An 18,349-nucleotide genomic window follows, 5' to 3' on the forward strand; every position below is an offset into this window, starting at 1 on the left:
CTTCTTAAGCACGTCTGCGTTTACGCATTGCGAGATAGCAGAAATACTCGAAGCCTTTGGCATTGGCACAAATGTCATGATTAAAAGATACTCTTGCCGGTTCATACTCACCAAATAGCTCTACCAGTTTTGCTCCACCACCCATGAAGTGCAGTTTCATCAGTTTGGAATTATAGCCAAGCTCCTTCAATTTCAGGAAAATGCTTTGCACATAGGTCTTCGCTGTCTCTTCCATAAACTTCAAATATTCTTCGTCTACATCAGCCCTTCCTTTCATGAGATAGGAATTCAACAGGTTTTCATCCAGTTCCACCTGAAACTTATTGAGCACTGCATCGTGAATTAGCAAAGCACATTGTTTCACTCCAAGGATTTCCGTCCACATCTTTTTCTCAATGGTTCTACCATCCTGAAGATACATAACATTCATGGTTCCATTTCCAATGTCAGCCAACATGTTAAGTCCTTGATAAGAGCCTAACTTTTCTGCCACAGCAGCATAACATTGTGGCATTACACTGCATCCGGTGATGTCTACAAAATATTTGCTTCCACAATAGGTAAATTCCACATGCTTATTTCGTAGCAAATACTTTTTGAATTCTTCCTGCTGTACATCCCTCCATTTCAGTGGTAACCCTACTGCAAGGTGAACACGCTCTCTGGTAATTCCTCTTAATCGAAGTTCCTTTGCAATTGCTGCAATGGTTAGAATATAAAAATCATCATCGTTAATTTTTTCAGAAGCATATGGCTTATGCCCCTGATTCAACACATAATACTTTCCCTCAAAGAATAAATAATCTCTGCTCATAATCGGCTCTGTGTCATATACCGCCATTCCATTACTAAATACAATATTTGCTGTTTTCATATTTCCGAAACCGTGATCTACAGCAATAATCAGGCTCCCATCTACTCTATATTGATTCATAAAAAATCCTCTCTTTCTTGTGTTTGCTAATTTTAGTGAAACTGTCTGACTACATCATGAAGCACAACTTCCTCTGCCATCATTCGTGCCTGGTTGCGAAGTTGTAACTGTTCAATAAAGGAATTCGAATTCTTTGGTCTATGTTTATTCAGCCATCCGACTTCAATATCTTCTAACAGCTCGTATGCTGTTTCATTTACCATTTCAGCTCGTTCCTTTAATTCTCCAAAGCGCACCAGACTGCGATATCGCTGTGGGTAAGTGATCTTAATATGCTCAATCCACATACGACCATATTTCCCAACATTAAGGCACTGATTATCCTCCGATGGAACAGATAAAATCGGATAAAAAATTCCGTCAACCTCCTGATACTCTATCCCCAACTTCTCAAATATTGTTTCTTCCTTCATGACACATACGTCCTTTCTTTTTTAATCTGCAAGACCGCAACACCGCAAAGACTATGGTGTTTGCAACCTTGCAATCATGTGTAACACCGCAAATTTAAGACCGTAAAATCTGATACTTTGCAATGTTGCGGTCTTACTATCAAATCTCATTCATATCATCTTGCTTCAAATCCCAATACCAGATATTGTTGACCCGCTTTGCTTTAATTCCTAATTCCTTCTTGGCACTTTCCAAAGTCCTCTTGGAAATTCCTTCACCCGAAGCAATATCCATAATCTCACTACTTGGCATCATGATTTTGTCTGCGCTCAAATCTTTCAATAACAGCTTTGCCTGCTCCAATTTATTTGCTTTTGGAACAATACCACCAAGCACTTCATCCGCAGTAATGTCATAATCACCTATCCAGCAAAAACCATCTTCTTCAAGGGCAAATGCTTTGGCATGTCCAAAGGCAGCTAAGTTATTCTTAATCTGAATCACTGCCCTCATTTGTTCCTGCCCTTCGATTCGCCCAACTAGAATCACGCTTCGTGCAACTGCAAAGAAATCTATAGAACCCATACCACGATACGCCGCTTTTGCTCCACCACCTTTATTCATATGACCGATAAGAACAATGGCGCACCCCGTTTTCTCAGCTAATGCTCCAAGCTTTTTTGTCATATCACGAGCTTCATTGGCACGATTCATATCAGTACCACAACCAAGATATGCCTGAATTGGATCTAAGATTAAAAGTTTTGCTTGTTGCTTCATGATTGCTTCCTCTAACCGCTCATCTACCATAGATACTGATTTTTCGCTTTCATCTATAATAGAAATCCTACTACAATCAGCTCCTGCAAGTTCCAGTCTAGGCTTCACTGTGTCAGCTAAACCATCCTCTGCCGTTTGGTAAATTACATTTATTGGCTCCGTAGGCTTCATTTCATCATCAAGACCTTCTCCTTTTGATAGCCTTGCTGCTATGTTCAATACCAAAGTACTTTTACCATCTCCAGGATCACCCTGAATAATGGTAAGTTTTCCATATGGAATAAACGGATACCAAAGCCAATCGATGGAACTCGCTTGAACGTCTGCCATATTAATCATCTTTAGTTCAACTTTTGCTTCCTCCACAATTATCACTCTCCTTCCCTGCTGTACTTTTTCCTTCCCACAAATATCTTGCACCTTCAAGCATCCATAAAATAGCTTTTAACATATATTCGTAGTCCAGCTGCAATTCCTGTATTTCTTCGCTGGTTATCTGAATATCTTCTGATAAAATCTGTTCATGCAACTGATGAAGAATTTGTTGCATTTTCTGCAACTCCTTAACCAGCACATATACCGTCTCCTTCTTACCAACAACACACACATGGTTATAAATACAGGAACGAACAAAATAATCTTTTTTCAACATTCCACTTGCCTTAATCTTTGCTTCAATTTCTCTTCTCTCATAATCAGAAATACGAAAACTAATCGTTGGATTCTTATGAACTCCCGGCATTATTCCTCACCTTCCTTATCTGAAATCACAAATGCATCATTTAACATGGTTGCCATCTGCTTCTGCTCACTTGGAAACATGTGTGCATAGCGGAAAGTTATATCCGAACTTTCATGACCAACTCTGGAACCAATGGCTACCGCTGTAAATCCCATGTTGATTAAAAGGGATACGTGGCTGTGGCGCAGGTCATGAATTCTGATTCTCTGCACTCCTGCTTTCTTAGCTCCACGATCCATTTCATGATGCAAATATGTTTTTGTTATATGAAATAACCTATCTTTCTTGGTAATTCCATATAACCGATTCATATAATCCTGCAATTCATCACGCAAGAAATCAGGAATCACTACATCACGTTTACTCTTGGGAGTCTTAGGATCTGTAATAACATCCTTACCCCTGATTCGCTGATAAGATTTTGTGATATGAATCATGCTCTTTGGAATATCAATATCCGCTGGTGTTAGTGCCAGTAATTCTCCCATTCGAAGACCGCACCAATAGAGAATCTGAAATGCATAATAGGAAACTGGCTTGTCCTTTACCTGCTCGATAAATTTCAAATACTCTTCCTTTGTCCAAAAGAGCATTTCGTCTGCTTTCCCTTTTCCCAATGGTCCCGCCTTCACCACAGGATTCTCTTTCAATTCATAAAATCGTACTGCATGATTAAACAATGCACTCAGCTCCGATTGAATGGTTTTTAGATAAGTTGGTTTAAACAATGCTCCTTGCGGATTCTTAAGCTTAATCATCTGATTCTGCCACTGAATAATATCTGTCGGTTTGATATCCTTCATTTTCTTATCCTTAAAATAAGGGAGTATCTTGCTGTTAATAACCGCTTCTTTCGTGTTCCAAGTATTTTCCTTTAATTTGGGTTTCATATCTCTTGTATAGGCTTCAACAAAGTCATCAAAAGTCATTTCCAAATTAGCTTCTTCCTTCATACGAAAATGCTGTTCCCACTCTAATGCTTCTCTTCTGGTCTTGAAACCACGCTTCAACTTGCGCTTATTCTTGCCAGTCCAGTCATAATAATGGAACGAGACATACCATGTGCCTCGCTCCTCGTCTTTATATGCTGCCATCAATTTCTCCTTTCGTTACGCTGTTACTCTTACTCCGTAAAACTTCTCTTCAAAATACTTAGTTGCTACTTTGCCAGGAATGGTAATAAACCCTTTTGCGTCAAGCTCTTCATTCATCTGTTTGATGAGCTTATACGCATATGGTTTTGAAATGCCAAGCATTTCTGCCATCTCAGCTGCTGTAATATAAATTGCTCCTTCCATCCGTCCACCTCCTTTGTATAAAAATTTAAAAATCTAACTAGGGACCTGGGGAACCACCCCGGCCACTCAACTATTGTTTGGACTATTGCAGCAAGATCAGGTGCTATAACTCACGTTATAGCTACGGTTTTCCTGTTTGGAAAATCGTTGGCGTTCTGTGTATTCATATGTTGTTGATGTTTCAATCAACCTCGGCTATGCGCCCCGGGCCTGCTCTTGTGTGAGATATTCTCGCCAGTTCTGGGAGTGTCATCATCGCTCGCTTCCTTATCAGAAGGTCTTGGCGAATGTCTGTTAACATATGGTACCGCTCATTCAGTTGTATTAGTGTTCGCTTCATAGCGAATGTCCTATTGTGATACCCATTATAATTCGCCTCATGGCGAATGTCAATATTATTTTCGCCTCTAGGCGAATATTTTTATTTACTGTATCTCATTTATCAGATATAATAATTCTTATAAGGCTTCATTTTTATTTGAATTCCAGTAAAGGAGACAGACTATGACCATTGGTAAAAAAATAAAATTTGTACGAAAACTCAGAAAAATGACTCAGCAGGAACTTGGAGTTGCTGTTGGTTTAGAAGAAAAGGGAGCTGCAAATCGTATTGCACAATACGAATGCGATTACAGAGTCCCTCAAAAAGACATGCTTATAGATATGGCAAAGGCTATGGATATTAATCCCCTGAACTTTGTCAGCGAAGTTCCAGGAAGCGCAGAAGATATTATGCAGACTTTCTTCTGGCTGGACGAAGACAACCGTGGCGCAATCAATCTCTTCTCTCTTATTCGTAGTAATAAAAAAGAAAAAGCCACCACAAAGGCGGTAGCCCAATATGATGACAATGATGATTACTGGCCGGATGAACCGCCAGTTGGTATGTGGTTTAATTATGGGTTGGTTGATGAATTCATGAGGGAATGGATGATTCGTAAACAGGAGCTAGCGAATAAAGAGATAACAGAAAATGAGTATTTGGAATGGAAATTGAATTGGCCAGATACTTGTGATGATTGTGGGAAGAGTAAAGTGAAGAAAGGATGGTGCGACAATGCAAAACATTGAACCTGAAGTTGCTATAAGCTATTCTCAAGATAGCCAAGTTTATATTGAAAAAGTCATTTCTTTTGCTAACTTTTTACGCGATAATGGATATGATTGTTATATGGACATGTTACTAAAGCAAATCGACACTTCTATAGATTTTAATGAAATGATGTTACAACTTATTCCTAAGGCAAAAAAAGTTATCGTTATATTAACCCCCAATTATAAAGAAAAAGCCGATAATTTTAAAGGTGGCGTAGGAAAAGAATACCGAATAATTAACGATGAGATTTTAAGAAATGACAACAAATATTTACTTGTCACATTTCTTTCGCTGTCCACTACACACGTTTCTACACTTTTACCTCATGGATTGGAAGGACGAGAAATAATAGATCTCAATGAAGATTCAAAAAATGGATATGAATTACTTTTTTCTAAACTATCAGATACTCCTATTTATACGTTTTCTCCTGTAAATAGTAATAAAACAAAGACTACAACCAAATTAATAAAACCTTTTGCGTTAAATCAAACGAAGGATAAAAATGAAATTTTTTCCTGTATAAAGAATTATTTAACAGAAAACAAGCAATTACTTATGCAGTACGGTCCGAACTCTTTGATTGCACTAAATAATCCCCTCTCTACTTCTGCTGATGTTTGGACATCAATCAAGAGAAACACCATAATCCCTAATAATCAGCAAATAATCTCGATTTTAGAGGATAATTTGGATATTTTATCACAAGATGAATCTAATATTTACTATAAATTCAAAATACACGCAAACGCATTTGAAAGAAATCAAATTGAACGACAAGATTCTGAAGCTGTTCCATGTTTTCCGTTAGAATTTGAAAAAATGATCTATAAGGAGGCTGATTAATATGTATGTTGATTACTCTCGATATCCACGCCCAGAAAGTATTAGATTTTTTGAGACAGCCATTTCAAACCATTCAGAAACTAAAAGGTTAGAAAAAATTGAGGATTACCATTATATAATACACCGTTATGATATGCCATCATTTGAAGTCGTTGTAACGAATCATTATACTATAGGTCTTTCTGACTACTATGAGATTATCGATGAATATCCAGATATTCAGGGCATTGTTACAATATCAAATTGGAATGGCTATACTAATCAAGCTAAGACAGCTGCAAAACAACAACAAGTCGGAATATTTATAATGAACGAATTATTAGGAGCGTTAACCTGGAATGAACCATATAAATACATTAAAAAAGACGATAAAGGAAAGCCTATCTTCTTTGGAAAGTATAGATAATAATATATCCATTTACCTGTTTGGATCATTTATTAATAAAGATCAAGCAAATGATATAGATATATTAATAACATACGATTTACTTAACCTTGACACAAATTATCAATTGATACTTTCCATCAAGCGCATGATTGGTACTATCTTAGAACTACAATATGGATTACCAGTACATTTTACCACCTTATCTTATAACGAACTTCAAGAATGTACATCTTTCAAAACATGCGAATACACACAACTATACTAATTACAGGTATCAAAAAGGTATCACACCCAAAAGAAAAGCCCCAAGAACCGCGTAAATACGCCATTCTTGAGGCTTTGTTTTCTATTCAAACTCTATCGTAGCCGGTGGTTTCCCAGTACAATCATACAGTACTCGATTAACCCCTTTCACTTCATTTACAATTCTGCTTGATACCTTTCCAATCACTTCCCAAGGCAACTCAGCAAATTCTGCTGTCATGAAATCAGAAGTAGTTACAGCACGTAGTGCAACTGCATAATCGTATGTTCTTTCGTCTCCCATACAACCAACAGAACGCATGTTAGTTAATGCTGCGAAGTATTGACCGATTTCTTTGTCGATTCCAGCTTTTGCAATTTCTTCACGGTAGATGAAGTCAGCATCTTGAACGATACGAACTTTTTCTGCTGTTACTTCGCCAATGATACGGATTGCAAGACCTGGACCTGGGAATGGTTGTCTGAATACAAGGTATTCAGGAATACCAAGTTCAAGACCAGTTTTACGAACTTCATCCTTGAATAAAAGGCGAAGAGGTTCGATGATTTCTTTGAAATCTACATAGTCAGGAAGTCCTCCAACATTGTGGTGAGACTTGATTACTGCCGATTTACCAAGACCACTTTCGATAACGTCTGGATAAATAGTTCCTTGAACTAAGAAATCAACTGTACCGATTTTCTTTGCTTCTTCTTCAAATACACGAATGAATTCTTCACCAATAATTTTACGTTTTTCTTCTGGTTCAGATACACCAGCTAACTTGCCATAAAAACGATCTTTTGCATCAACACGAATGAAGTTTAAGTCGAATTGTCCGTTTGGACCAAATACAGCTTCTACCTCATCGCCTTCGTTCTTACGTAATAAACCATGGTCTACGAAGATACAAGTTAATTGCTTTCCTACTGCCTTTGAAAGCATTACTGCTGCAACAGAAGAGTCTACACCACCTGAAAGCGCACATAATACTTTACCGTCACCAACTTTTTCACGAATCGCTTTGATAGATTCTTCTGCGAAAGAACTCATAACCCAATCGCCAGAACAATGACATACATCATATACAAAATCATGGAACATTTGTGTTCCCTCTACTGTATGAACAACTTCTGGGTGGAATTGAACTGCATAAAGGTTCTTTTCTGCGCATTCTAATCCTGCTGCAGGACAAGAATCTGTCGTTGCAGTTACACGGAAACCTTCTGGTAATTTAGAAATATAATCTGTATGGCTCATCCAACAAACTGTTTCCTTTGAAACATTTGCAAATAATTTTGAAGAAGAATCCACTGTTACTAATGTTTTACCATACTCTCTAACTGGAGCAGAACTTACTTCACCACCAAGTAAATATGTCATTAATTGAGCACCATAGCAAATTCCAAGTACGGGAATACCTAACTCAAACAATTCCTTACCACAACGTGGAGATTCCTCAAGATATACACTAGCTGGACCTCCTGTTAAGATTATACCCTTAGGATTGATTTCTTTAATACGTTCAATACTTGTATTATAAGGTAATACTTCACAATATACATTACACTCTCTGACACGTCTTGCAATTAATTGATTGTATTGCCCACCAAAATCAAGTACAATAACCATTTCCTTATTCACGTGAATTCCTCCTATTTCTTTCATCTGATTCGTGTTAATTACAGTAACTATTATGGTAATCTGACTCATAGCATAATGCCACAATCTTTATTATTACCGAAACTCCTAATCGTCACACAATACTTATATCATACAACAATATCGTTGTTTTAACTAGAGTCAAATGCATTTTTTCATAATATGTCACATCTAATCTAATTTTATCATAAATGATTGTACTTTTGTTACAACCACTTATCATTAGGGGGTAATAAATACTTATGTTACTTATTCTGTTTACTTATAAAGCTGAAATTTTGGTGACAAATGGAATGTAGAAGTGGTATACTCAGAGTAATAAAATTCAAACAAAGGGAGACTTACTATGAACGAAATAAATCCAAAACAATTAGAAGAATTAGTAGCTACACTTATTGATAAATTAATTGCAGAAAATCGTATGGAAGATTTACAAAAAGCTGCAAAAGACCCCGCGGAACGTGACAAGCTATTGAAAGAATTTAATTTAATCTAGGGATATCATCTCTAGTTACAATTATATCAAACATCATAATCTATTACCAAAGCAAGATGCACCCTATCCTAACGTGTATCTTGCTTTTTTTATATTTATCCCATATATTGTATCTTCCGTATTGACAATACATTTTTTCTCCTTTATAATTAAACCGTCGGTTCAATTAATTCAAAGAGAGGAATTTAACTATGGGACGAAGAAAAAAAGAGCCTAGGAATGTTCACCGTGAAAGTATTGCTTCTGCTGCACAGAATCTATTTATGACAAAAGGGATTGAAGCTACCTCAATGAACGATATTGCGAAAGAGGCTGGCTACAGTAAAGCTACTATATATGTTTATTTTCAAAGCAAAGAAGAAATCGTTGGTTTGCTTGTTCTTGAAAGTATGAAGAAACTAAATGACTACATCTTCTCTGCACTATCCGAATACTCAAGTTCAAAGAAACGATATGAATTGATTTGTCAAGCATTGCTAAGATATCAAGAGGAATTTCCCTTTTACTTTGAACTAGCACTTGATGAAATTAATATTGATTTTGAACAGGTGGACTATCTACCAGAGGAAAAAGAAACATTTCGCATTGGTGAAGAAATAAACCAAAAACTACATCAATTTTTACAGGAAGGTATTCTTGCAGGAGAAATAAGAGCTGATATTAAAGTTCTACCTACTATTATGGCATTTTGGGGAATGCTCTCAGGTCTTATACAAGTAGGAACAAAAAAAGAAATGTATATCAAACAAGAATTACAGCTTTCCAAGCAAGACTTTCTAACATACGGTTTTGATACACTCTACAACTCTATTGCAAACAAGGAGGATCGCCAATGAGTTCAAAAAGAATACTCGCCATCTTAGGTAGCCCGCATCTAACAGGTGCAACTGCTACTATGCTTGATTATACTTTAAAAGACGCTGTCAAAAATGGTTGGAAGGTAGATCGAATAAATCTTTACGAAAGGCAGATTGCACTTTGCAACGGTTGTCGCACTTGCATTCGCACAGGTCGTTGCGTTCAGAACGATGATATTTCAGAAATCGCTATGCTATTGAAGCATTGCGATGTTGTCATACTTGCAGCTCCAACCTACTGGGCAAATGTTCCTGCAGCCGTCAAAAATATGTTTGATCGTTTGTTGGGAGTCGCACTGAAAGAAACGGATACATTTCCAAAGGCACGCTTATCAAAGAAGCAAACATATATCCTTCTAACAGCCTGTAATACTCCTTTCCCTTTTTCAACACTATTCAGACAAAGCAGCGGAGCAATCCATTCTATGAATGAATTCTTCAAAACTGCTGGTATGAAATCAAGTGGTAAATTCACTTGGACAAATACAAAGAAAAGAACAGAGCTACCTGAACATTTAAAAAGAAAGCTAAAGAAATGTTTGATAAGAACATTACAAGAATAGATAGGGAGGTTTCATATATGGGAATTATTTTAGGCTTCTTATGCCTTTTTTGCTTCTGTTTACTAATAACGAAAGCATTAACACGTAAACTTCATTTAAAAAAGTTAGATAAGTTTTTAATGAAAGCACATAAACCAGTTTGTGCTACATTTATCATAATATGTATTTTGCACATTATATTTGTACTTCCTGTATTAAAGACACGTCATATGTACGTTTTTCTTACAGGTATAGCAACGGTTGTTGTAATGATTCTGCTTATTGTTCTATGCCATATCATAAAGCAAGACAGATCCCTTAAGATTCGCTGGCACCGCATCTTATCTGCCGTAATGTTACTTTGCATAATTGGTCATATCGTTATCTATTATGTTGATTTTATGAATTATCAAACCAAAATCAAAGACATACAAATCAGTGAAATCAACACATCAAACATAAAAGATGGCAACTATATTGGCGAATATGATGCAGGATATATCTACGCCAAAGTCGAGGTATCTATTAAAGACGGTCAGATAGACAATATTAATCTTCTAGAACATCATAATGAACGCGGTACTCCCGCAGAAAAAATCATTGATGAGATAATCATAAAGCAACAAATAAACGTAGATACTGTATCTGGTGCTACAAACTCAAGTATGGTTATTGAAAAAGCTGTAGAAAATGCTCTTGAAAATGCAAGTACTACTATTCAATAAAAGCTAGAGAACCTTATTTCTCGCTCTCAAAAAAAGAATATTTGAAGTAAATTAAATCACTCCATAATCTACCACAAAAAGCAAGGTGCACTCTCACTCAAAGTGCACCTTGCTTTTTGTCTTAACTCCTCCTCCCCTACTCCTTCTCTATCTTCTCCTGTACCAACTGAATTGCTTCCCCAAACCTCTGATAATGCACAATCTCCCTTGCACGCAAGAATCGAATCGGGTCACTTACTGCTGTATCATGTACATTGGTCAAAATTGTATCATAAAGCAATTTTGCTTTTTGCTCTGCTACCATATTTTCATGTAGAAACATAAGGACTTTCTCTTTCATGTTATAGCTTGAAAATTCAAATTCAGGTGTACAGCAATCTATCTTCGATAGTATATTGCTTGATTCCTCTGCGGGTAGTCCTCTTGTTAATTGATACAGTATCGCACTAATGACTTCCATGTGGGCTAGTTCTTCTGTACCTAGAGAGGGCTCAGTAATGCTCCTGGACCCCTCTTTTTCCTCGAAGTGTACAAGCTCGTCATGTCCTACAGAAGCATCGGAAATAGAAAACAAGATTGACCAAAACTATTAGATGTGTTACTATTAGTAATGCAAAGGAGGTCGTTATCTATGGAAATAATTATTCTTGGTCTTTTAATACTGCAGAAAAGCACTATCTACGAAATGAGAAAGCGTATTGAAACGCATTTTACATCCATAAGCAGTAATAGCATGGGAAGTATACAGGCTACAATTAAAAAACTTCTTGCAGGCAACATGATCGGATGCAACGAATATGTGGAAAATAGCGTAAATAAAAAAGTGTATGAGATAACTGACAAGGGAAAAGCATATTTTATTGACAGTGTTTCAAAACCTATGCTCTATAAAGAAAAGAATATGGAACTTGGAAAGTTGCTTTTTATGGGATTTGTGCAAAAGAACAAAAGAATAGATTTGATTGAATCGTACATTAAAGAATTAGAAAACTCAAAAGAAAAGTTGAAACAAGTTCACCTGTCAACCCCCGATAATGAAACAGCAATTTCTAACTATATAAAACAATTAGAAGTTACAAACACCTCAGAAAATTTTCAAGAAATGTTTGACACTAACTCATTAACTGAAAGCGTTGGGGATATAGCAATGTTTCAATATGCCGCTTTAGAGCTATCTATTGCCAAAGTAGATTTTGAAATAAAATGGTTTGAAGATTTCAAAAAAAGATTGGCTTTAACTACTAAGTCCAAAAGTAAAGGAGAAAAATGAAATGTTATATGTAGAAATAGCGTCTATAGTTGGGGCAATACTTTTAGGAATTATAATTGTATTGGCAATCCTCCTCGCTCTTGGATTACCATTGGGTGAATTGTCTATGGGTGGGAAATATAAAATAATACCGCCCAAAATGAGAATTATCGTATGGATTATGGTTGCTATACAAATAATGGCACTCTTAATAATTTTACAAACAAGCGGTATTGTGCCACTATTATTTTCAGTAAAAGTAACGAAAATAATATGTTTTGTATTTGCTGGTTATCTTTCTCTCAATTCAATAATGAATCTTTTTTCGTATAGTAGAAAAGAAAAGCTAATTATAACACCACTGTCTATTGTTGCAGCCATTTGTTTTTGGATAACAGCATTTTCCACTAAAATATAGGTTAAAAAGAACTCCCCCTCTTGTTATATCGTACAAGTCTACATGAATACATTGTAACGAGGGGGGTGACAACTTGAAATATCGTGAATTTATTTTTGTTGGAGAGCATATTCCACAACTTACAGAAAAAGAAGATGAAGCATTCTTACTACATTATCAAAACTCAATTCTTGTCTCTTTGAAAAAGAGAAAGCTATTGAGTGATTCACAATATGAACGTTGTGTAGAGGAACTCAAAAAACAATATGTAACCATTCAGAATCAAACACGCCCTAGGAAAGGAGACTTTTCTTGAACAGATATGAACGCTTAAATCAAGAACGGCAGTTGATTAATTGTAAAAAACGCGTGGCTGTGTATTGTCGTGTATCAACAGATAATGAAGACCAAACTAATTCTTTTGAAAATCAACAACGTTATTTCAAACAATATATAGAACGTAATCCTGATTGGGAGCTGTTTGAGGTCTATGCCGACGAAGGTATTTCCGGTACAAATACAAAGAAACGTAAACAATTCAATCGTATGATAGCATGTGCTAAAAACGGTGATTTTGATTTGATTATTACAAAAGAAATTTCCCGTTTTGCGAGAAATACCCTTGATAGTATATATTATACCCGCGACCTGAAAAAGCATGGTGTCGGTGTTGTTTTTATGAATGACAACATCAATACATTGGACGAAGATGCAGAGCTTCGTCTTGCCATTATGTCCTCTATCGCACAGGAAGAAAGCCGTAAGACTTCCGAACGGGTAAAATGGGGACAAAAACGTCAAATGGAGCAAGGTGTTGTATTCGGCAGAAGTATGCTCGGCTATGATGTGGTTGACGGCAAAATGTATATTAATGACAATGGAGCAAAAATTGTTCGCCTTATCTTCCACAAGTTTGTAAACGAAGGCAAAGGCACACATGTTATTGCCCGTGAACTTCGTGAGGAAGGCATTTCGCCAATGCGTGTCAAGGAATGGCATAATACCGTTATTCTTCGTGTTATCCGAAATGAAAAATACTGTGGTGACTTAGTGCAGAAAAAAACCTATACACCAGATTTCCTCTCGCATGAAAAGAAGTATAATAAGGGGCAGGAAGAATTTGTTATCCTTAAAGACCACCACGAGCCAATTATATCCCGTGAATTGTTTGATAAAGCGAACCGCATCTTAGATGCTAAATCGCTCTCTCAAGAAAGCAAATCAAAATATAGCAACCGCTATCCCTTCTCCGGCAAACTCAAATGCGGAAGATGTGGTTCTAGCTATGTAGCAAGATATAGAACCCGAAAGGATGGTAGCCAGTACAAAGCGTGGCGTTGCTTTCAGGGGGCAAAAAATGGCAGTCCTCATATTGATAAGATAGGAAATCAAGTTGGTTGCTCAGGAGAAAGTATTCGTAATGAGGATATAATTCATATCATGTGCCTTGTTTGCAAGGACCTGAACTTAAACCACAAAAAGATAATGGACAATTTAATCAGAACAATAGAATCTATCATTTCAATGGATATGAAGGGGACAGATTCAAACGCTCTAATTGAGAAAATAGATACAACAAAGAAAAAGCGTACTCACTTGATAGAACTCTACACAAGCGAAGATATTGACAAAGAGGAATTTACTGCGTTAAGAGCAAAGTACGATATCGAAATCAATGGCTTACAAGCAATACTAGAAAATACAGAATCGCAGCAAGCCATGATACAGAAACAGCACGAGTTGATAAAAGACATTAAATCAGCCGTTGAAGAACTTGTCAAAGGCATCGAGTATGAAGATGAATTCTATACCCAGATACTTGATAAGATGGTAATCAATGATAAAGATCATATAGATGTATATTTAAATCTACTTCCATATAAATTGAGCTACACGCTTGTAAGAAGCTAAAGATAATCCCTTACTTCTTCAACTCCTCCAAACACCATTCATACTCTTCCTTTGTAATCAAATCATTTTTTAAAAGTGCTAACAGTAAGGCACTTTCGTACACTTCAACAAAATCAGCATTCTGTTTCTTGGTACTTTTCTTTCCACCTTCTGCGTTCATTATTTCCTCTTTCTTTTCCATTGCCTTACTCACTCCTTTTCCACACAAAACAAATTACACTTCAATATATGTCTTCTCCTTTGTCCTGTATTCAGGAGTAACAAAAAGATAATCCCGACGTTACACATTCATCGCATATCGTTAGGATTATCTTTTTTATTTTTCCCGCAATTTTTCTAAACACTTTTCATACTGCACTTTCGTAATCTTATTCTGCTCAACCATTGAAAAAAGATTAGCCATTTGATAACTTGATATAAAATGATGTTTATGTAAAAGGTCCTCTCTTGTAATATCAGGATATTTCTTCACCAATGTGTCATGTCTAATCACATTCATACTTCTATGCATATATCACGCCCCTTAATATATATTTACTTATATAGTAATTATTCTGGATTATGTCCTTCCAGATAACTATTCAGGACTTCGTCCTTCAAGTTACGGTTATTATACCTATACTTATATAATATGAGCGTACTACAATAAGGTATGTTAAAACTTTATTTTTAATTGCATTTTTTTCAATACATAGACTAAAACGACGACACTAATCTGAATTCTCTTCAAATTAGTGTCGCCGTTCTCTGTATTTAACATATTCAATTGACTAACACTGCTTATAAAAACACCTAGTTAAACCAATATCCGTCCATTGTTTCTTTCTGTACGCGATATATTAGTGATGTAACCTTTGTCTTAAATTTGCTAATTAATTTTCCATCTTTATCATACTCACCGAATACTCCGGCTGTTCCTGAACAGATCACTCGGTTTCCGTTGTATTCTTGCACATTACTAACAATGCTTGAATATGGTACTTTAACTTTTTCTACTAGCTTGTATGTACCTTTTTTCTCATCCACAAGATATTTATAATAATATGAATTATCTACATCTTTGTTTTGTGTTCCAGCACCTTTAATAAAAGACCAATCAAAATCAGGGTAGGATAATCTCTGTGCATAGTTATTATTAAAGAATGTCAAATAATATTGGCCATTTTTTAGTGAAGCATCTGTAACGTAGTTTACAGAATGTTGCCCTGCTTGCGATGTAAATGTACCTTTCTTTTTAAGAACTAAACTGCTATACTTTGTTCCCTCCCAGATTTTTGAATCTGAGATAATATAGCCAATCTTAGGCATCGTATAGTAATTATTAATTCGAATAATCGAACTCAATTCACGAGAACTTAGAATTAAATGCTTTCCATTAATAACTTGAATCGAGTTAAAATGTACCCAATCTATTTTCTCTCGATCTGGTGCGTCCGCAGTTATCACTGCACCTTTTTTAATATCGGGCATTAGATTACCAAAATCAATTACTTCTTCAATACCACCTGTTGACATATTTAATGATAGTATAATGTCTTGTTTGGATTTGCTCTTCTTCTTTGTTGCTAAGATAAGCACTCTCTTGTTTTCCTTATCATAATCAAAATCATGATGTGTTGTATATCCCTCTGTATTATAGATACTCTCCACTTGTCCTAATTGATTCACTAAAGCATAACTAGAGTCTGTACAAGCATAAAACATCTTTCCATCGATAAATTCCATATTAACATCACCATTCGTTACAGCAAGTGGAATCTCAGCACGGATAACTCCATCATTATCATAGAATAACATATGTTTTGGTTCGTTTGTATTTCTTCTATCATATCCATATATTACAAACAAACCATCGCTTAGCTTCTTGCTATCCTGTTTATTTGTAACCTTTAACTCTGTCTCTTTAATCGTTCCATAGTCAGGAACATCGAATTTAAATGTATTCTCACCGACAAATTTTCCATCATCACTATATAGACGCATAGTAACTGTATTTATCTTTCCTTGAATAAGACCTATAATCTGACCTTCATGTTTCTTTACTACATTCCCGTCTTCATCTGTATATAATGTCTTCGTATATTCTGGTATTGATATATCTGCTACCGATACAGTATATTCTACATTAACAGCCTCGCTTGTTTTAAAATATACATACATTCCTGTTACGTTTGTTCCGAATGGATTCATAACAAACAAAGGCTCTTCAAATGTGCAAACATAATCCTTCTTCATTGCTTCAAGTCTTGTTTTTACTGTTGATTGATATTGTGCATCGTATACCGTCTTTACTTCATCTAGGTTCAATATCTTCTTAACCTGTCTCTGCACCTTTTCTGCCGATATATAATTTTCTTTGCTACTTGAATTGTTCGAAGCCCCAAACCCTTTACCGATTGTCGCACATAACACTAATGCGACACCAAGTGCTGCTACACTAAAGAGCAAAGCAAGAAACAATCCCTTATTTGATTTTTTCTTCTCATCCATGTTGTTAATCCTCCTCTATCTTATAACAAAGCAAGCGTTTGCTTAGCAAATTATTGCTTTGCAATTTCTCGCTTAGCAAACTCTCGCTTTCTATCTTCTTCTATTCGACATACATACATTTCTATTTTATACGTATTTTCTCTATCTGTCAAAGAATCCTTTCAATAATTATATGAGACTTTTGCCTCATATTGACACTCAATTGTATGATTTGTCGTAATTATGTTCAATTCCTATCACTGTTTCACCCAAATTGTTCACAGCAACTAATTCTCCAACTATAAAACGACAAAAAAAGAGCTTCCGCATCTATATGATTGGGAAGCTCTTTTCGCCTATATATGACTATCTTGATTTTTCATATGGTTTACCATTTGCTGCAGGTACATGTGACTTACCAACAAATAGAATTAATACTACAATTGTTACTACATAAGGTATCATAGAGATTAAGTGAGGTGATACTACACTTCCTGAACCTACGAATATCTTAACTCCATTACAGAAACCGAATAAGATACATGCAAGCATTGCACCTTGTGGCTTGAATTTACCAAATATAACGGCTGCAATTGCGATAAAACCTTGACCAGTAATAACGGATGGACGATATTGTGATACGGTTGCTAATGTAACAGATGCACCACCGAAACCAGCTAATACACCAGATAGAATTACGCAAATATAACGAATCTTAATAACATTGATACCAAGTGTATCCGCTGCTTTTGGATGTTCTCCTACTGCACGGATTCGTAAACCGAATTTTGTCTTATAGAATATAAACCAAACAACGGCTACTAAAATAAATGCTAAATATGCTGTTGCATATGTGTTAAATACATTGTCAAGGAATCCACCCTTACGGAACAATCCTTCCGAACTTTGGAATAGCCCTTTTAAGAAACGTGGCATCTTATGTGCTAAATCAACACTTTCTGTCTCTGTTGAGCTGTATAATACACGACATAAGAATATTGCAAAACCAGGTGCTAAGAAGTTAATTGCTGTACCAGAGATTGTTTGGTCTGCTTTACAAGTAATGGTTGCAAATGCATGAAGTAAACCGAATAATCCACCTGCTAAACCTGCAATTAAAAATCCTAACCAAGGATTGCTTGTGAATAATGTTCCAACAACACCAGCAAAAGCACCAATTGTCATCATACCTTCAATACCGATATTAACAACACCGCTTCGCTCTGAGAATACAGAACCAAGTGCTGCGAATAATAGTGGTGGAGTGTACATAAGTGTAGTATTTAAGATAAGACCAAGATTTTTGATTATTTCATTCAT

24 protein-coding genes are annotated in these 18,349 nt (G+C 36.0%); 12 read left to right on the forward strand and 12 right to left on the reverse strand.

The window, feature by feature from the left end; genetic code table 11:
- Nucleotides 1-4: 4 nt before the first annotated feature.
- The 6 genes from RMR19_RS04290 to RMR19_RS04315 form a co-directional block, all read right to left on the reverse strand.
- Nucleotides 5-934: a ParM/StbA family protein gene (locus RMR19_RS04290; protein WP_310602262.1), complete on the reverse strand. Its 930-nt coding sequence runs from the start codon at nucleotides 932-934 to the stop codon at nucleotides 5-7.
- 32 nt (nucleotides 935-966) lie between these two features.
- Nucleotides 967-1,347, reverse strand: a complete 381-nt coding sequence (locus RMR19_RS04295) for a TnpV protein (protein ID WP_310602263.1) — start codon at nucleotides 1,345-1,347, stop codon at nucleotides 967-969.
- Nucleotides 1,348-1,486: 139 nt separating this feature from the next.
- Nucleotides 1,487-2,473 (reverse strand): AAA family ATPase, encoded by a 987-nt coding sequence (locus tag RMR19_RS04300; RefSeq protein ID WP_310602264.1) that lies wholly within the window; start codon nucleotides 2,471-2,473, stop codon nucleotides 1,487-1,489.
- Complete coding sequence (locus RMR19_RS04305; protein WP_310602265.1) at nucleotides 2,454-2,849, reverse strand: plasmid mobilization protein; 396 nt, start codon at nucleotides 2,847-2,849, stop codon at nucleotides 2,454-2,456. The genes RMR19_RS04300 and RMR19_RS04305 overlap by 20 nt, the downstream gene beginning before the upstream one ends.
- Nucleotides 2,849-3,943 carry a site-specific integrase gene (locus tag RMR19_RS04310; RefSeq protein WP_310602266.1) on the reverse strand — a complete coding sequence of 365 codons (1,095 nt, stop codon included), beginning with the start codon at nucleotides 3,941-3,943 and terminating at the stop codon, nucleotides 2,849-2,851. Before RMR19_RS04310 ends, RMR19_RS04305 begins: the two co-directional genes overlap by 1 nt.
- Nucleotides 3,944-3,958: 15 nt before the next feature.
- Nucleotides 3,959-4,147, reverse strand: a complete 189-nt coding sequence (locus RMR19_RS04315; RefSeq protein WP_310602267.1) for a DNA-binding protein — start codon at nucleotides 4,145-4,147, stop codon at nucleotides 3,959-3,961.
- A 504-nt stretch (nucleotides 4,148-4,651) separates the two neighbouring features.
- On the opposite strand from RMR19_RS04315, the gene RMR19_RS04320 reads away from it, so the two are divergent.
- From RMR19_RS04320 to RMR19_RS22135, 4 genes are read left to right on the forward strand one after another with little or no spacing between them, the layout of a single operon-like run.
- The gene (locus RMR19_RS04320) at nucleotides 4,652-5,218 is read left to right on the forward strand and encodes a helix-turn-helix domain-containing protein (RefSeq protein ID WP_310602268.1); all 567 of its coding nucleotides are present in this window, start codon (nucleotides 4,652-4,654) and stop codon (nucleotides 5,216-5,218) included.
- Complete coding sequence (locus tag RMR19_RS04325; protein ID WP_310602269.1) at nucleotides 5,205-6,089, forward strand: toll/interleukin-1 receptor domain-containing protein; 885 nt, start codon at nucleotides 5,205-5,207, stop codon at nucleotides 6,087-6,089. The genes RMR19_RS04320 and RMR19_RS04325 overlap by 14 nt, the downstream gene beginning before the upstream one ends.
- A gap of 1 nt (nucleotide 6,090) precedes the next feature.
- On the forward strand, nucleotides 6,091-6,495 hold the full coding sequence (locus tag RMR19_RS04330) for a hypothetical protein (RefSeq protein WP_310602270.1): 405 nt from the start codon (nucleotides 6,091-6,093) through the stop codon (nucleotides 6,493-6,495).
- The gene (locus RMR19_RS22135) at nucleotides 6,428-6,742 is read left to right on the forward strand and encodes a nucleotidyltransferase domain-containing protein (RefSeq protein WP_442871528.1); all 315 of its coding nucleotides are present in this window, start codon (nucleotides 6,428-6,430) and stop codon (nucleotides 6,740-6,742) included. Before RMR19_RS04330 ends, RMR19_RS22135 begins: the two co-directional genes overlap by 68 nt.
- Before the next feature lie 81 nt (nucleotides 6,743-6,823).
- On the opposite strand, the gene guaA is transcribed toward RMR19_RS22135, so the two are convergent.
- Complete coding sequence (gene guaA / locus RMR19_RS04335; RefSeq protein WP_310602271.1) at nucleotides 6,824-8,365, reverse strand: glutamine-hydrolyzing GMP synthase; 1,542 nt, start codon at nucleotides 8,363-8,365, stop codon at nucleotides 6,824-6,826.
- Nucleotides 8,366-8,729: 364 nt separating this feature from the next.
- Here guaA and RMR19_RS04340 point away from each other — a divergent pair, with 364 nt between their 5' ends.
- The 4 genes from RMR19_RS04340 (at nucleotide 8,730) to RMR19_RS04355 (ending at nucleotide 11,003) form a co-directional block, all read left to right on the forward strand.
- Complete coding sequence (locus tag RMR19_RS04340; protein ID WP_310602272.1) at nucleotides 8,730-8,879, forward strand: hypothetical protein; 150 nt, start codon at nucleotides 8,730-8,732, stop codon at nucleotides 8,877-8,879.
- 191 nt (nucleotides 8,880-9,070) lie between these two features.
- Nucleotides 9,071-9,715, forward strand: coding sequence for a TetR/AcrR family transcriptional regulator (locus RMR19_RS04345; protein ID WP_310602273.1), 645 nt, complete (start codon nucleotides 9,071-9,073; stop codon nucleotides 9,713-9,715).
- Nucleotides 9,712-10,299, forward strand: coding sequence for a flavodoxin family protein (locus RMR19_RS04350; RefSeq protein ID WP_310602274.1), 588 nt, complete (start codon nucleotides 9,712-9,714; stop codon nucleotides 10,297-10,299). The genes RMR19_RS04345 and RMR19_RS04350 overlap by 4 nt, the downstream gene beginning before the upstream one ends.
- A gap of 17 nt (nucleotides 10,300-10,316) precedes the next feature.
- A complete protein-coding gene (locus tag RMR19_RS04355; protein WP_310602275.1) occupies nucleotides 10,317-11,003 on the forward strand; it encodes an FMN-binding protein in 687 nt (228 codons plus the stop codon).
- Between the two features lie 136 nt (nucleotides 11,004-11,139).
- On the opposite strand, the gene RMR19_RS04360 is transcribed toward RMR19_RS04355, so the two are convergent.
- On the reverse strand, nucleotides 11,140-11,463 hold the full coding sequence (locus RMR19_RS04360) for a manganese catalase family protein (protein ID WP_310602276.1): 324 nt from the start codon (nucleotides 11,461-11,463) through the stop codon (nucleotides 11,140-11,142).
- 171 nt (nucleotides 11,464-11,634) lie between these two features.
- Between RMR19_RS04360 and RMR19_RS04365 the strand changes: the two genes are divergently transcribed.
- The 4 genes from RMR19_RS04365 (at nucleotide 11,635) to RMR19_RS04380 (ending at nucleotide 14,560) form a co-directional block, all read left to right on the forward strand.
- The gene (locus tag RMR19_RS04365; protein WP_310602277.1) at nucleotides 11,635-12,273 is read left to right on the forward strand and encodes a PadR family transcriptional regulator; all 639 of its coding nucleotides are present in this window, start codon (nucleotides 11,635-11,637) and stop codon (nucleotides 12,271-12,273) included.
- 16 nt (nucleotides 12,274-12,289) lie between these two features.
- Nucleotides 12,290-12,670: a hypothetical protein gene (locus tag RMR19_RS04370; RefSeq protein ID WP_310602303.1), complete on the forward strand. Its 381-nt coding sequence runs from the start codon at nucleotides 12,290-12,292 to the stop codon at nucleotides 12,668-12,670.
- A gap of 73 nt (nucleotides 12,671-12,743) precedes the next feature.
- Nucleotides 12,744-12,965, forward strand: a complete 222-nt coding sequence (locus tag RMR19_RS04375; RefSeq protein ID WP_310602278.1) for a hypothetical protein — start codon at nucleotides 12,744-12,746, stop codon at nucleotides 12,963-12,965.
- Nucleotides 12,962-14,560: a recombinase family protein gene (locus RMR19_RS04380; protein ID WP_310602279.1), complete on the forward strand. Its 1,599-nt coding sequence runs from the start codon at nucleotides 12,962-12,964 to the stop codon at nucleotides 14,558-14,560. The genes RMR19_RS04375 and RMR19_RS04380 overlap by 4 nt, the downstream gene beginning before the upstream one ends.
- Nucleotides 14,561-14,570: 10 nt before the next feature.
- Here RMR19_RS04380 and RMR19_RS04385 read toward each other — a convergent pair whose 3' ends face one another.
- The 4 genes from RMR19_RS04385 to RMR19_RS04400 form a co-directional block, all read right to left on the reverse strand.
- Nucleotides 14,571-14,741 (reverse strand): hypothetical protein, encoded by a 171-nt coding sequence (locus tag RMR19_RS04385; protein WP_310602280.1) that lies wholly within the window; start codon nucleotides 14,739-14,741, stop codon nucleotides 14,571-14,573.
- 135 nt (nucleotides 14,742-14,876) lie between these two features.
- Complete coding sequence (locus RMR19_RS04390; RefSeq protein ID WP_310602281.1) at nucleotides 14,877-15,071, reverse strand: hypothetical protein; 195 nt, start codon at nucleotides 15,069-15,071, stop codon at nucleotides 14,877-14,879.
- Nucleotides 15,072-15,352: 281 nt separating this feature from the next.
- On the reverse strand, nucleotides 15,353-17,050 hold the full coding sequence (locus RMR19_RS04395) for an aryl-sulfate sulfotransferase (protein ID WP_310602282.1): 1,698 nt from the start codon (nucleotides 17,048-17,050) through the stop codon (nucleotides 15,353-15,355).
- Nucleotides 17,051-17,395: 345 nt separating this feature from the next.
- Entirely contained in the window at nucleotides 17,396-18,349 is a 954-nt protein-coding gene (locus RMR19_RS04400) for an ABC transporter permease (protein WP_310602283.1), read from the reverse strand.

This window comes from Anaerosporobacter sp. (assembly GCF_031551385.1).
Lineage (GTDB): Bacteria > Bacillota > Clostridia > Lachnospirales > Lachnospiraceae > Anaerosporobacter.

Excerpts from the sequence above, each read along its gene's own strand:
- RMR19_RS04290 (WP_310602262.1), bottom strand. The coding sequence starts at position 934 with ATGAATCAATATAGAGTAGATGGGAGCCTGATTATTGCTGTAGATCAC.
- RMR19_RS04295 (WP_310602263.1), bottom strand. The coding sequence starts at position 1,347 with ATGAAGGAAGAAACAATATTTGAGAAGTTGGGGATAGAGTATCAGGAG.
- RMR19_RS04305 (WP_310602265.1), bottom strand. The coding sequence starts at position 2,849 with ATGCCGGGAGTTCATAAGAATCCAACGATTAGTTTTCGTATTTCTGAT.
- RMR19_RS04310 (WP_310602266.1), bottom strand. The coding sequence starts at position 3,943 with ATGGCAGCATATAAAGACGAGGAGCGAGGCACATGGTATGTCTCGTTC.
- RMR19_RS04315 (WP_310602267.1), bottom strand. The coding sequence starts at position 4,147 with ATGGAAGGAGCAATTTATATTACAGCAGCTGAGATGGCAGAAATGCTT.
- RMR19_RS04320 (WP_310602268.1), top strand. The coding sequence starts at position 4,652 with ATGACCATTGGTAAAAAAATAAAATTTGTACGAAAACTCAGAAAAATG.
- RMR19_RS04325 (WP_310602269.1), top strand. The coding sequence starts at position 5,205 with ATGCAAAACATTGAACCTGAAGTTGCTATAAGCTATTCTCAAGATAGC.
- RMR19_RS04330 (WP_310602270.1), top strand. The coding sequence starts at position 6,091 with ATGTATGTTGATTACTCTCGATATCCACGCCCAGAAAGTATTAGATTT.
- RMR19_RS22135 (WP_442871528.1), top strand. The coding sequence starts at position 6,428 with ATGAACCATATAAATACATTAAAAAAGACGATAAAGGAAAGCCTATCT.
- RMR19_RS04340 (WP_310602272.1), top strand. The coding sequence starts at position 8,730 with ATGAACGAAATAAATCCAAAACAATTAGAAGAATTAGTAGCTACACTT.
- RMR19_RS04345 (WP_310602273.1), top strand. The coding sequence starts at position 9,071 with ATGGGACGAAGAAAAAAAGAGCCTAGGAATGTTCACCGTGAAAGTATT.
- RMR19_RS04350 (WP_310602274.1), top strand. The coding sequence starts at position 9,712 with ATGAGTTCAAAAAGAATACTCGCCATCTTAGGTAGCCCGCATCTAACA.
- RMR19_RS04355 (WP_310602275.1), top strand. The coding sequence starts at position 10,317 with ATGGGAATTATTTTAGGCTTCTTATGCCTTTTTTGCTTCTGTTTACTA.
- RMR19_RS04360 (WP_310602276.1), bottom strand. The coding sequence starts at position 11,463 with ATGGAAGTCATTAGTGCGATACTGTATCAATTAACAAGAGGACTACCC.
- RMR19_RS04365 (WP_310602277.1), top strand. The coding sequence starts at position 11,635 with ATGGAAATAATTATTCTTGGTCTTTTAATACTGCAGAAAAGCACTATC.
- RMR19_RS04385 (WP_310602280.1), bottom strand. The coding sequence starts at position 14,741 with ATGGAAAAGAAAGAGGAAATAATGAACGCAGAAGGTGGAAAGAAAAGT.
- RMR19_RS04390 (WP_310602281.1), bottom strand. The coding sequence starts at position 15,071 with ATGCATAGAAGTATGAATGTGATTAGACATGACACATTGGTGAAGAAA.
- RMR19_RS04395 (WP_310602282.1), bottom strand. The coding sequence starts at position 17,050 with ATGGATGAGAAGAAAAAATCAAATAAGGGATTGTTTCTTGCTTTGCTC.
- RMR19_RS04400 (WP_310602283.1), bottom strand. The coding sequence starts at position 18,349 with ATGAATGAAATAATCAAAAATCTTGGTCTTATCTTAAATACTACACTT.